Raw genomic sequence first — 12,358 nt, 5'->3', positions numbered from 1 at the left:
TCATTCCAAAAGCGCGCGGTATGTTCTAAAGAGCTTGCGACCGTCCGAGCGTGCGGGCTGCACGATCGGACACAAGAGGAGACGGGTCCGCAGAGATGACTTCCGAGACTGAAAAGACGACGCTGCGCATTGCTGTCGCGCAATTGAACCCGACGGTTGGCGATGTGGCCGGAAATCTGGCCAAGGCGCGCGCCGCGCGTGCGGACGCCGCAACGCAGGGCGCCGACCTGCTTTTGCTGACGGAACTCTTCATCTCCGGCTATCCGCCGGAGGATCTCGTGCTGAAGCCGGCCTTTCTGAAGGCCTGCCACCGCGCTGTCGAGGATCTCGCTGCCGACACGGCGGATGGCGGCCCGGGCGTCATCATCGGTTTTCCGCGGCAGGACGAGACCGGCCGCTACAATGCCATCGCCGTTCTGGATGCAGGCAAGGTCATCGCCGTGCGCGACAAGGTGGACCTGCCGAACTATGGTGAATTCGACGAGAAGCGCGTCTTCGATCAGGGCGCGATGCCGGGACCGGTGAACTTCCGCGGCGTGCGCCTCGGCATTCCGATCTGCGAGGACATCTGGGGCGAACTCGGCGTGTGCGAGACGCTGGCGGAAAGCGGCGCGGAAATCCTGCTGTCGCCGAACGGCTCGCCCTATTATCGCGGCAAGGTCGATATCCGCCACCAGGTCGTGCTGAAGCAGGTCATCGAGACCGGACTGCCGCTCCTCTATGCCAACCAGCTTGGCGGGCAGGATGAGCTTGTCTTCGACGGCGCGAGCTTCGCCTTCAACGCCGACAAGACACTGGCCTTCCAGATGAGCCAGTTCGAGGAGACCATCGCGCTCACGACGTGGAAGCGGCACGGCGACGGCTGGGCCTGCGACGGCGGCCCGATGTCGCACATTCCCGAGCGCGAGGAAGCGGATTACCGCGCCTGCCTGCTCGGCTTCCGCGACTACGTCAACAAGAACGGCTTCAAGAATGTCGTGCTCGGCCTGTCCGGCGGCATCGATTCCGCGATCTGCGCAGCCATCGCCGTCGATGCGCTGGGCGAGGAGCGCGTGCGCTGCGTGATGCTGCCATACCGCTACACGTCGGAGGATTCGCTCAAGGACGCCGCCGATTGCGCGAAGGCGCTGGGCTGCCGTTACGACATTGTGCCGATCGAGGCGCCCGTGACCGGCTTCCTTTCGGCACTGTCGGAGACCTTCGAGGGTACGGAAGAAGGCATCACCGAGGAAAACCTGCAAAGCCGCACGCGCGGCACGATCCTGATGGCGATTTCCAACAAGTTCGGCTCGATGGTGGTCACGACGGGCAACAAGTCGGAAATGTCGGTCGGCTATGCCACGCTTTACGGCGACATGAACGGCGGGTTCAACCCGATCAAGGACCTCTACAAGATGCAGGTCTACGCATTGTCGCGCTGGCGCAACCAGCATGTGCCGCCGGGCGCGCTGGGCCCGACCGGCGAGGTGATCCCGCACAACATCATCGACAAGGCGCCGTCCGCAGAGTTGCGGCCGAACCAGACCGACCAGGATTCCCTGCCACCCTATCCGGTGCTCGACGACATCCTCGAATGCCTCGTCGAGCTGGAGATGAGCACGGAGGAGATCGTGGCGCGCGGCCACGACGCGGCGACCGTCCACCGGATCGAACACCTGCTCTATATCGCCGAATACAAGCGCCGCCAGTCGGCGCCCGGCGTGAAGATCACCCGCAAGAACTTCGGCCGCGACCGCCGCTACCCCATCACCAACCGCTTTCGCGACCGGGGGTAAGGGGCGCGTTTCTGGTCTTCTGCGTCTGGTAGTTGTGCGTTAACCTGTGTAATCATAATGCGGCCCCTCTGATTGCAGGCAATGAGGGCGATGCTAATATGCATTCCATCTCAAGGAGTGGGTATGACGCAACGCAGGGCTGTCCTTTTCGTCGATGCAGAGAACGTGCCTTCAGGTGCCGCCGGCAAACTCGTTGAAGAAGCGACAAGGCACGGCCTGCTGCTCGATCGCCGCATCTATGGAGACTTTTCGAAGCCATCGCTCAAGCCTTGGTTGGATGCCGCCGCACTTCATGCCCTCACCACCCGGCAGACTGTGGCCGGTGCGAATGGCAAGAACGGTGCCGATATCGCCATGGTGATCGATGCCATGGACGAACTTCATTCGGGTCAAGTGGATGTGTTCTGCCTCGCCACCGCCGATAGTGACTTCACCCAGCTGGCAATGCGAATTCGTCGCGCTGGCAAGATCGCCGTTGGCATGGCGTGCTCGAAAGCCTCGAGCCGCTTTCAGACGGCTTTTGACGTCTTCAGGACCATCGATGTTGTAAAACCCGACTCATGTCCAGCGCCGGTGAACGCCAGCGAAAAGCCTGTTGCAAAACAGGCGCCAGATGTTCGCCGGGCGTTAAAGAGTGAACTCCTGCAACGCATTTTCGTTGAGGCGCCGCCGCTGGATGGCCCATGGGTTGCGCTGCCGGACCTCATGAAGACTTTGAAAGCGTGTCAACCAAACTTCGCTCTGAAGCCGTATGGTCACAACCAGTTTTACAAGCTTTTGGCTTTTTCCGGTGTCGAACTCGCTGACAAGAACCGCAAGGCGCGTCTGAAGCCACAGCCTCTCAAGAAAGTGGTCGATAACGGTTGAGGCGATAACGCCGTTTTGCCGCCGCAGGCTTGATCGTTAAGCCGTGCCGTGCACAATCCGGCCGTCAGGTGCCCGCTTGCGGGAGAATCGGGAAACCGGTGCGGGGAGACCCAGGTCCGGTACGTGCCCAACGCTGTGACGGGGACGGCTTGTCCATAAAACCTTGAATCGATTCAGGGTTTTGCCACTGGTTGTTCAACCGGGAAGGCAGGGCGAGGCCGTGTGAACCGAAGTCAGAAGACCGGCCTGGCGAGATAGACCGAACCGCGCGGACGGCGGCAGGTTTTGCGCATTGTTGGGGAGATGACGATGCGAACCGAACCGTGGGACCCTCTGGTCCGGGCGGGCGCCTTTCCATGTGAGGAGAGGCAGGCCGTCTACCGCGCCATCGAAACACGCCGCGACGTGCGCGACCAGTTCCTGCCCGATCCCTTGCCGGACGATCTGGTCCGCAGGCTGTTGCAGGCGGCGCACAATGCGCCGTCGGTCGGTTTCATGCAGCCGTGGAACTTCCTTCTCGTGCGCAACCTGCCCACCCGGCAGGCAGTGCATGCGGCCTTCCTGAAAGCCAATGCCGAGGCGCAGGCGATGTTTTCCGGCGAACGGCAGGCACGCTATCGCGCGCTGAAGCTCGAAGGCATCCTGAAGGCGCCGCTTTCCATCTGCGTGACCTGCGATCCGACACGGGCAGGGTCCGTCGTGCTGGGGCGAACGCACAATCCGCGCATGGATGTCTATTCCACCGTCTGTGCCGTGCAGAACCTCTGGCTTGCGGCGCGGGCGGAAGGGGTGGGCGTCGGCTGGGTCAGCATCTTTCACGATAGCGATATCCGCGCGATCCTCGGCATTCCTGACCATATCGAGATCGTCGCCTGGCTGTGCGTCGGTTTCGTCGATCAGCTCTATGGTGAACCGGAGCTGGCCGTGAAGGGCTGGCGGCAGCGCCTGCCGCTGGAGGAACTGGTCTTCGAGGAGCGCTGGCCGGACGTCAGTTGACGTCGGCATCGGCCGGGCGGCCGAGGTCTATCGCGGATTCGTTTTCCGGCAGGAAGGCCGGGCCGACCGTGCGCACCTTTTGCTTGGACGGGTCGTAATCGCGTTCGGCAGCCTTGACCGGAACCTTCGCCTCTTCCTTGCGGGGCAGCGTGTGGATCGTGCTTACGGAGCCGGCCCCGCCATCGGGTGCCGTTTCCGTCGTCGTCTCCCCGCGGGCCGCCTTTTCGCGCTTGATCATTTCCTGATAGTAGGCCGAAAGGTTGCAGCCGCAGGCGCCGGGCTTGGAGAGATCGCGCGTGCGGTAGGCGAAGGCGTTCTGCAATTCGACATAGGCGCGGCCGGTGACCGTGGAGGTCATCTGCTCGGTTTCCTGCCCGCGGCCCATCGCCTGGTAGAACAGTTCCGTCTCGGTCTGCGGGCACATCATGGCGCAGACCTGCTGGTCGCGGCGGAAATCCATCGGCGAAGCGTTGGAGGAGATCGGGAAGAAGCCACCGTCGCAGGTGCGCACGCAGACGGTGCGCAGGTTCCCGTGCCCGGCATTGCCGCCCAGCGAGCGCAATTGCAGCCGGTCGCTGCCTTCTGGCGTCGTTCCCAGCGGCAGGGTGCGTGTGTCGTCGAGCGAGCGCAGGCGCTCGGTCGCGGCAACCGGCGTCACCTTCGCGTTGTTGCAGCCCTCGGCCTTGAGCCTGGAGAGCAACTGGTTGCGCCTGGCTTTCGACGTGCCGCCACCCGAAAGGTCACGCCGCTTGCTGTCGAGGATCTGGAGGTTCTGCTCCATCTTGACGATCACGGTGGCGAGCGTGGCGCAGGCATCGGCATTCGCGCCGCCGATCACGATGATGCTGCCGCTGGAGCAGCGCAGGCGGCGCTGGTCGCTCCTGGCCTGCCGCAGCTGGATGTTCTGGCGGGCGATGGCGGAAGCGTATTTGCGGGCGTTCGCGGTATCCACCACGACCTTGGAGAGGCCTGCGAGTTCCGCTTTCAGGCGCTGGCACACGTCGGCCAACGCCGTGCCGCCGGAGAAAAGAAGCGACAGGCCGGTTGCGACGGCAAACAGGAAGCGACTGCGTCCCTTCACGGTATCGATCCCTATCGATCTTCGAGCATGTCGAAACGGCCGGCGAAAACCGGTCTTCGTCAGCTTATCATAGGGCGCACCGGGACAAGTGCAACGCCGACAGGCATTCGTGATTAACGGCCTCGATACCCGCCTGCCTTGCATTCGCCTTGGTCAGCTCCTAGATTGCGGCCATCGTCAATGCCGACCGGATGGTGCTTCATGGATTTCAACCCGACCGCAAATCGACTTCGTTTTGTCATCGGGGATATCCGCATCCATGCCGCATTCCATCGCGCTTTCCAAAATCTCGTGGTCCACGCCTGACGGGCACACGCTTCTTTCCGATCTCGACCTGACCTTCGGCGCCGCGCGCACCGGCCTTGTCGGCCGCAATGGCGTCGGCAAGACGACGCTGCTCAGGCTCGTCACGGGCGACCTCGTCCCGCAATCGGGGACCATCACCGTCGACGGCACGCTTGGCGTGCTGCGCCAGACCGTGCAGGTCACCGCTGGCGAGACCGTCGCCGATCTTTTCGGCATTGCCGATATGCTCGACCTCATCGCCCGTGCGGAGCGCGGCGAGGCGGACGCCGACGCGCTTGCCGATGCCGACTGGACCGTGGAGGCGCGGTTTTCAGCCGCGCTCGCGCGTCTCGGGCTTCAGGCGGGCCCGGACACCCCGCTTTCGGCCTTGTCGGGCGGGCAACGTACCCGGGCGGCGCTTGCGGCCCTGGTGTTCCAGGAGCCGGACTTCCTGCTGCTCGACGAGCCGACGAACAATCTCGACCGTGAGGGCCGGCAGGCGGTGCTCGACCTGCTTGCCGGCTGGCGGGCCGGCGCGGTTGTCGTCAGCCATGACCGCGAATTGCTGGAGACGATGGACGTCATCGTCGAACTGACATCGCTCGGCGCCAGCAGCTATGGTGGAAACTGGAGCGCCTATCGGCAGCGCAAGGCGCTCGAGCTGGCCGCGGCCCATCGCGATCTCGCCGATGCGGAAAAGCATGCGGGTGAGGTGGCGCGCACCATGCAAGCCATCGCCGAACGGCAGGCTCGCAGGGACAGTGCCGGCCGCCGCAAGCGGGCGCGGGGCGATATCCCCCGCATCGTTCTCGGTGCCATGAAGGAGCGCAGCGAGCTGACGGGCGGTGCGAATGCGCGGCTTGCCGAAGGCCGGCAGGCGGAGGCGGGCGACGCCGTCGCCAAGGCCCGCGCGCGTATCGAAGTGCTCCAGCCCCTGACGGTCAGCGTGCCGCCGACGCACCTGCCGGCAAGCCGGGTGGTCCTGCGCATGGAGGATGTCACGGCCGGTTACCGGCCGGAGCAACCGGTTATCCGCGATTTCTCCCTCGTCGTCACCGGGCCGGAGCGCATCGCCATCACCGGCCCGAACGGTTCGGGAAAGACCACGCTCCTGTCGCTGCTGACGGGCGACCTGCAACCGGCGAAGGGCAGCGTGCGCCTTTTCACCGATCTCGCCCTGCTCGACCAGCGGGTGAGCCTGCTCGACCCGGCCCTGTCGATCCGCGACAATTTCCGGCGGATCAATCCCGGTGCGGACGAGAATGCCTGCCGGGCGGCCCTGGCGCGCTTCATGTTCCGGGCGGATGCGGCCTTGCAGGTGGCGGGCAGCCTCAGCGGCGGGCAGTTGCTGCGGGCCGGTCTCGCCTGCGTGCTGGGTGCCGGGCAGCCGCCGGCGCTGCTCGTGCTGGACGAGCCGACGAACCATCTGGATATCGATTCCATCGAGGCGGTGGAGGCGGGCCTGCGGGCCTATGACGGCGCGCTCGTCGTCGTCAGCCACGACGCGGCGTTTCTCGAAGCGATCGGCATCACGCGCAGGATCAGCCTTTCGGGACCGTCCTGACGAAAACGGCCGCCGGTTTGCCGGCGGCCGTCCGTCTCGATAGGCCGCTTGCGGCATCAATCCGGATAGGAGGCTTCCACCACGGCAAGTGCCGCCATGTTGACGACGCCGCGCGACGTGGCCGACGGCGACAGGATATGGGCGGGCAGGGCGGCGCCGAGCAGGATCGGGCCGACATGCAGGCTGTCGGTCATGGTCTTGACCACGCCCATCGTGATGTTGGCGGCGTCGAGGTTCGGGAAGACCAGCAGGTTGGCTTCGCCCGACAGTGTCGAGTTCGGCATGACGCGCTGGCGCAGCGTTTCGGAAATCGCGGCATCGCCGTGCATTTCGCCATCGGCTTCCAGCGTCGGGTCGATTTCACGCACGATATCCATCGCGCGGCGCATCTTGTAGGCGCTGTCGGAATCGCGCGAGCCGAAGTTCGAGTGCGAGACGAGGGCGGCACGCGGAGTGATGCCGAACCGGCGGATTTCCTTGGCCGCCATCACCGTCATCTCCGCGACTTCCTCGGGCGTCGGATTGAAGGTGACGTACGTATCGGTGAAGAAGGTCGCGCCGCGCTGGGAGATCAGCAGGCTGAGGCCGGAGAAGTCCAGCACGCCCGGCTTCTTGCCGATGATCTGGCTGACATCGCGCAGGTGCTTGGCATAGCGCCCTTCGACGCCGCAAATCAGCGCATCGGCCTCGCCGCGCTTGACGGCCAGCGCACCGATAACCGTCTGGTTGGTGCGCACGATGGTGCGCGCGGCTTCCGGGATGACGCCCTTGCGGCCGACGATGCGGAAATAGTCGTCCACATAGTCGCGGTAGCGCGGATCGTCTTCCGGATTGATGACCTCGAAATCGCTGTCGGGGCGAATGCGCAGGCCGTAGCGCTTGAGGCGCGTCTCGATGATCTGCGGGCGGCCGATGAGGATGGGCTTGGCGATTTCCTCTTCCAGCAGCACCTGGGCGGCGCGCAGCACGCGCTCGTCCTCGCCTTCGGCGAAGATCACGCGCTTCTTCTCGGCATTCTTCGCCGCCGCGAAGATCGGCTTCATGATGAAGCCCGAACGCCAGACGAAGCGGTTCAGCTGGTCGAGATAGGCGTCGAAATCGGCAATCGGGCGCATGGCCACGCCGGTTTCGGCGGCCGCGCGCGCAACGGCCGGCGCGATGCGCAGGATGAGCCGCTGGTCGAAGGGCGAGGGGATGAGGTAGTTCGGGCCGAAGACCGGCGTTTCGCCGGAATAGGCACGGGCGGCGACGTCGGACACCTCTTCGCGGGCGAGCGCTGCGATGGCGCGCACGGCGGCCATCTTCATCTCTTCATTGATCGTGCGCGCGCCGCAATCGAGAGCGCCGCGGAAGATGTAGGGGAAGCAGATGACGTTATTGACCTGGTTCGGGAAGTCAGAACGGCCGGTGCAGATCATCGCGTCCGGGCGGGCGGCGCGCGCCTCTTCCGGCATGATTTCCGGCGTGGGATTGGCGAGCGCCATGATCAGCGGCTTTTCGGCCATGCGCACGAGCAGTTCCGGCTTCAGGACGCCGGCGGCCGAAAGACCGAGGAAGACGTCGGCGCCGTCGATGGTTTCGGCCAGCGCGCGCTTGTCGGTCTCCTGCGCGTAGACGGCCTTCCACTGGTCCATCAGCGCTTCGCGGCCCTTGTAGACGAGGCCTTCGATATCGTGGACCCAGATATTTTCGACCTTGGCGCCGAGCACGACGAGCTGGTTGAGGCAGGCGAGCGCGGCCGCACCCGCCCCGGAGGCTACGATCTTGGCGTCGGCGAGCGATTTTCCGGCAAGCTCAAGACCGTTCAGGACGGCGGCCGCCACGATGATGGCCGTGCCGTGCTGGTCGTCGTGGAAGACGGGGATGTCCATCTTCTCGCGCAACTGGCGCTCGACCTCGAAGCATTCGGGGGCCTTGATATCCTCGAGGTTGATGCCGCCGAAGGTCGGCTCGAGCGCGGAGATGACATCGACCATCTGGCCGACGGTCGGCGCGTCGATCTCGATGTCGAAGACATCGACGCCGGCGAATTTCTTGAACAGGACGGCCTTGCCTTCCATGACGGGCTTGGAGGCGAGCGGGCCGATATTGCCGAGGCCGAGGACGGCCGTGCCATTGGACACCACGGCGACGAGATTGGAGCGCGCCGTATAATCGGCGGCCGTGCTCGGATCGTCGCGGATGGCAAGACAGGGCGCGGCGACGCCCGGCGAATAGGCGAGCGCGAGGTCGCGCTGGTTGCCGAGCGGCTTGGTGGCGGTGATCTCGAGCTTTCCGGGACGGGGATAACGGTGGAAGAAAAGCGCCTGCTGGTCGATGTCTCCGCTTGCGGGGCCGTTCTGCGTCCGCGGTTTGTCACCGGTGCTCATGATACTCCTGCCATATTCTGTTTTCGTTGCGGCCTTCGTGGCACAAAACCGCCGCGACGTGAAGTTTAACGGGTGTACCATAAAGCCGCATTCAACAGCCGGTGCAATGCCTATTTGCCTTTCGAAAATGCATAGCTGTGTCATCAATCTGAAATAGGACTCTGGTTTTCAGGAGACCGAGAGCCGCCCGTCATGACGATGATCGCGGTGGCCGGCCACCCGGAGACGAACGCATGACCGTGACCCCCGCCGATCCCGACGTCCGCCACTTCCGCACACTCTTCATCTCGGATGTGCATCTGGGATCGAAGGCCGCCAAGGCCGATTTCCTGCTCGACTTCCTGCGGCATCACGAGGCCGAGACCATCGTGCTGGTCGGCGACATCGTCGATGGCTGGCGGCTGAAGCGCAACTGGTACTGGCCGCAGGCCTTCAACGACGTCACGCAGAAGATCCTGCGCAAGGCGCGCAAGGGCACGCGCATCGTCTATATCCCCGGCAACCACGACGAGTTCCTGCGCGATTTCCCCGGCACGCATTTCGGCGGTGTCGAGGTCGCCGAGCGCATGATCCACGAAGGCGCGGACGGCAGGCGCTATCTGGTGCTGCACGGCGACGAGTTCGACGTGGTCGTGCGCCATGCCCGCATGGTCGCCTATCTCGGCGACTGGGCCTATGACGCGGCCATCGCCATCAACGTGGTCTTCGCTGCCATCCGCCGCCGGCTGGGCTTGCCGTACTGGTCGTTCTCGTCCTGGGCGAAGCAGCAGGTCAAGTCGGCCGTCAACTTCATCGGCGAGTTCCAGAAGGTCGTGGTCGAAGAGGCGCGCCGCAACAATGCCGACGGCGTCATCTGCGGCCATATCCACCACGCCGTCATTACCGAGATCGACGGCATCCGCTACATCAACAGCGGCGACTGGGTGGAGAGCTGCACGGCGATTGCCGAACACCATGACGGCGAGATGGAGCTGATCACCTGGCAGACGATGGCCTCGCGGCCCGCCGCGGTGCTCGCCGTGTCGCACCAGATGCCGGCCATCGAGACGCGCGAGCGGGTTGGCGCGGAGGCCGCCTGAGGCGGCTTCATGGCAGGCGCCGACGCCTGAAAAATCCCGGATTGGCCTGCGCGCTGCGGCGTGATAGAGCGGCAAGCGTTTCAATGCAGGTTTCCCGCCAATGACGCCCCCTTCCGGGTTCAGAGTTACCACCGGCGCGCCGCCGTTCTTCGCCGTGCGGATCGCGCTTGTCTTCTGCGCGCCGATGATGGTCAACGGCATTGCGCTCCCGTTTTTCCCGGTCTGGCTGGAAACGCTGTCGCTTACCGATTTCCAGATCGGCATCGTGCTTGCCGTGCCGCTGTTCGTGCGGGTCTTCACCGCGCCGGTCGCAGGCGTCATCGCCGACCGGATCGGCGAGCGCTCGATCGTCCTCCTGTGGTCGGGGCTGCTTTCGCTTTTGACGGCCCTGGCGCTGTTTGCGACCGGCTCGTTCTGGCCGATCCTGCTGCTCTACACACTGCAGGGCGCGGTTTATTCGCCCTATGTGCCGATCACCGAGGCGATCATGCTGTCGGGCGTGCGGCGCTGGAACTTCGATTATGGCCGCATGCGCCTGTGGGGCTCGCTGGCCTTCATCGTCGCCACGATGGGCGGCGGCTGGCTTGCCGGGCTCTATGGCGGCGCCATGGTGCTGCCGGCGATGGCGGCGGCTTTCGTCCTGACTGTCGTGGGCGCGCTCATCGCGCCGAAGATCGGCAAGCCGCGCCGGCCGTCACCGATCGCCGCCATAGCGACGATGCCGACGAAGAGCACGCTGCGCCAGAGCGATGTGCAGCTGATGCTGATCGGCGTTTCCCTCGTCAATGCCAGCCACGCCATGCTGTTCGCCTTCTCGGCGATCTACTGGCAGAAGATGGGCTTCAGCGGCGTGGATGTTGGCATCCTCTGGAGCGCGGGCGTGCTGGCGGAAGTGGTGTTCTTCCTGCTCGCCGTCCAGCTCAGGCGGCGTTTCAATCTCTGGTCGATGATGATCGTCGGCGCGTCGGTGGCCGTCGTGCGCTGGATCGTCTTTCCGATGGAGATGTCGTTTGCCGGCTATTTCGCGCTGCAATGCCTACACGCCTTCACCTATGCGCTCATCCACATGAGCGCGCAAAGCCGGCTCGTGCAGCGGGTGGCGGAAGAGCAGGAGGCGGCGGCGCAGGGGCTGTACTTCTTCTACACCGGCATCTTCACGGCGCTGGCGACCTTCGTCTCGGGCTATGCCTTCAGCTGGTATGGCGTTCAGGGCTTCTACCTGATGTCGCTGGTCGCCGCAGCCGGTCTCATCTGCGTCCTGGCAGGCCGGTTGCTCGCGCCATCGGCTCAGCCCCAGAGCGCCGGCTCCGGCGGATAGACGTCGGAGCCTTCGTAGCGCAGGGCCGGCTCCCGGTCGCGCGCCAGAAGCAGCGGGCCGTCGAGATCGACGAAGTCGGCGCCCTGCGCCAGAAGCACGGCCGGCGCCATGCCGAGCGACGTGCCGACCATGCAGCCCACCATGATCTTCAGGCCGTGGGACCGTGCCGCCTGGCGAAGCGCCAGCGCTTCCGTCAGCCCGCCGGCCTTGTCGAGCTTGATGTTGATGGCGTCGTAGCGGTCGGCAAGGCCGGCGACGTCGCTCGTGCGGTGCACGCTCTCGTCGGCGCAGACGATGACCGAGCGCGCCATGCCGCGCAGCGCCGAATCGTTATCCGCCGGCAGCGGCTGTTCGACGAGCGCGATGCGGGCCTCCTCGCAGACGGCGAAGTGATGCGCGAGATTGTCCGGCGTCCAGCCCTCGTTGGCATCGAGGATGATGGCGCTGTCGGGTGCGCCTGCGCGCACGGCGCGGATACGGGCTTCATCGTCTGCCGTTCCGACCTTCACCTTGATCAGGGGACGCCAGGCATGTTCGGCGGCCTGTCGCTGCATGGTCTCCGGTTCGCCGAGCGAAAGCGTATAGGCCGTGACCAGCTTCTGCGGCGCCGTCGTATCCAGCACCTGCCATGTCGGCACGCCGGACAGCTTGGCCTCCAGGTCCCAGAGGGCGCAGTCCAGCGCATTGCGTGCCGCACCCGCCGGCATGAGGCGGGCAAGCTCCTCGCGGCCGACGCCGTCCTCGATGGCGCCGCGCATGTCCTCGATGGCGGCAAGCACGCCCGGCACCGATTCGCCGTAGCGCGCATAGGGCACACATTCGCCGCGGCCGAGGGCACCCGAGGCGCCGATTGTGCAGGTCACCACCCCGGCCGTCGTCTTCGCACCGCGCGAAATGGTGAAGGCGCCGGCAATCGGGAAGCTCTCGGCGGCGGCGAGAAGTGTTCTGTTCATCGGATCGGCTCTCCCGGTATTGAAAAAAGCGCAAGGCGATGGGCTTTTGCCCCTTCGTTCGGTGACAGACG

9 protein-coding genes and 1 riboswitch are annotated in these 12,358 nt (G+C 65.0%); of the genes, 6 read left to right on the top strand and 3 right to left on the bottom strand.

What is annotated here, in order from left to right; translation table 11 throughout:
- The first annotated feature begins 95 nt into the window (after positions 1-95).
- The 3 genes from B5M41_RS07280 (at position 96) to bluB (ending at position 3,638) form a co-directional block, all read left to right on the top strand.
- Entirely contained in the window at positions 96-1,775 is a 1,680-nt protein-coding gene (locus tag B5M41_RS07280; protein ID WP_134649970.1) for an NAD+ synthase, read from the top strand.
- Positions 1,776-1,898: 123 nt separating this feature from the next.
- On the top strand, positions 1,899-2,642 hold the full coding sequence (locus B5M41_RS07275; protein ID WP_134649969.1) for an NYN domain-containing protein: 744 nt from the start codon (positions 1,899-1,901) through the stop codon (positions 2,640-2,642).
- A gap of 49 nt (positions 2,643-2,691) precedes the next feature.
- Positions 2,692-2,906, top strand: a riboswitch (cobalamin riboswitch).
- A 45-nt stretch (positions 2,907-2,951) separates the two neighbouring features.
- The gene (gene bluB / locus B5M41_RS07270; RefSeq protein ID WP_134649968.1) at positions 2,952-3,638 is read left to right on the top strand and encodes a 5,6-dimethylbenzimidazole synthase; all 687 of its coding nucleotides are present in this window, start codon (positions 2,952-2,954) and stop codon (positions 3,636-3,638) included.
- Here bluB and B5M41_RS07265 read toward each other — a convergent pair.
- On the bottom strand, positions 3,631-4,719 hold the full coding sequence (locus B5M41_RS07265) for a DUF2865 domain-containing protein (RefSeq protein ID WP_167719171.1): 1,089 nt from the start codon (positions 4,717-4,719) through the stop codon (positions 3,631-3,633). The genes bluB and B5M41_RS07265 overlap by 8 nt on opposite strands.
- 259 nt (positions 4,720-4,978) lie before the next feature.
- Here B5M41_RS07265 and B5M41_RS07260 point away from each other — a divergent pair, with 259 nt between their 5' ends.
- Positions 4,979-6,568: an ABC-F family ATP-binding cassette domain-containing protein gene (locus B5M41_RS07260; protein ID WP_134649966.1), complete on the top strand. Its 1,590-nt coding sequence runs from the start codon at positions 4,979-4,981 to the stop codon at positions 6,566-6,568.
- 56 nt (positions 6,569-6,624) lie between these two features.
- Here B5M41_RS07260 and B5M41_RS07255 read toward each other — a convergent pair whose 3' ends face one another.
- Positions 6,625-8,937, bottom strand: coding sequence for an NADP-dependent malic enzyme (locus tag B5M41_RS07255; RefSeq protein ID WP_134649965.1), 2,313 nt, complete (start codon positions 8,935-8,937; stop codon positions 6,625-6,627).
- Positions 8,938-9,170: 233 nt separating this feature from the next.
- Here B5M41_RS07255 and B5M41_RS07250 point away from each other — a divergent pair, with 233 nt between their 5' ends.
- Together B5M41_RS07250 and B5M41_RS07245 are read left to right on the top strand one after the other, a co-directional pair.
- On the top strand, positions 9,171-10,016 hold the full coding sequence (locus B5M41_RS07250; protein WP_134649964.1) for a UDP-2,3-diacylglucosamine diphosphatase: 846 nt from the start codon (positions 9,171-9,173) through the stop codon (positions 10,014-10,016).
- A 100-nt stretch (positions 10,017-10,116) separates the two neighbouring features.
- Positions 10,117-11,334, top strand: coding sequence for an MFS transporter (locus B5M41_RS07245; RefSeq protein ID WP_134649963.1), 1,218 nt, complete (start codon positions 10,117-10,119; stop codon positions 11,332-11,334).
- On the opposite strand, the gene dgcA is transcribed toward B5M41_RS07245, so the two are convergent.
- A complete protein-coding gene (gene dgcA, locus B5M41_RS07240; protein ID WP_134649962.1) occupies positions 11,304-12,287 on the bottom strand; it encodes an N-acetyl-D-Glu racemase DgcA in 984 nt (327 codons plus the stop codon). The genes B5M41_RS07245 and dgcA overlap by 31 nt on opposite strands.
- Positions 12,288-12,358 lie beyond the last annotated feature (71 nt).

It is taken from the genome of Shinella sumterensis (assembly GCF_004514425.2).
Classification (GTDB): Bacteria; Pseudomonadota; Alphaproteobacteria; order Rhizobiales; family Rhizobiaceae; genus Shinella; species Shinella sumterensis.
The sequence above is the reverse complement of the archived record's forward strand: the minus strand, read 5'-3'. Positions and strand labels throughout refer to the sequence as shown.

Bases quoted from the DNA above. Each gene is read 5' to 3' on its own strand.
- B5M41_RS07245 (WP_134649963.1), top strand. From the start codon at position 10,117: ATGACGCCCCCTTCCGGGTTCAGAGTTACCACCGGCGCGCCGCCGTTC.
- B5M41_RS07275 (WP_134649969.1), top strand. From the start codon at position 1,899: ATGACGCAACGCAGGGCTGTCCTTTTCGTCGATGCAGAGAACGTGCCT.
- B5M41_RS07255 (WP_134649965.1), bottom strand. From the start codon at position 8,937: ATGAGCACCGGTGACAAACCGCGGACGCAGAACGGCCCCGCAAGCGGA.
- B5M41_RS07280 (WP_134649970.1), top strand. From the start codon at position 96: ATGACTTCCGAGACTGAAAAGACGACGCTGCGCATTGCTGTCGCGCAA.
- bluB (WP_134649968.1), top strand. From the start codon at position 2,952: ATGCGAACCGAACCGTGGGACCCTCTGGTCCGGGCGGGCGCCTTTCCA.
- dgcA (WP_134649962.1), bottom strand. From the start codon at position 12,287: ATGAACAGAACACTTCTCGCCGCCGCCGAGAGCTTCCCGATTGCCGGC.
- B5M41_RS07260 (WP_134649966.1), top strand. From the start codon at position 4,979: ATGCCGCATTCCATCGCGCTTTCCAAAATCTCGTGGTCCACGCCTGAC.
- B5M41_RS07250 (WP_134649964.1), top strand. From the start codon at position 9,171: ATGACCGTGACCCCCGCCGATCCCGACGTCCGCCACTTCCGCACACTC.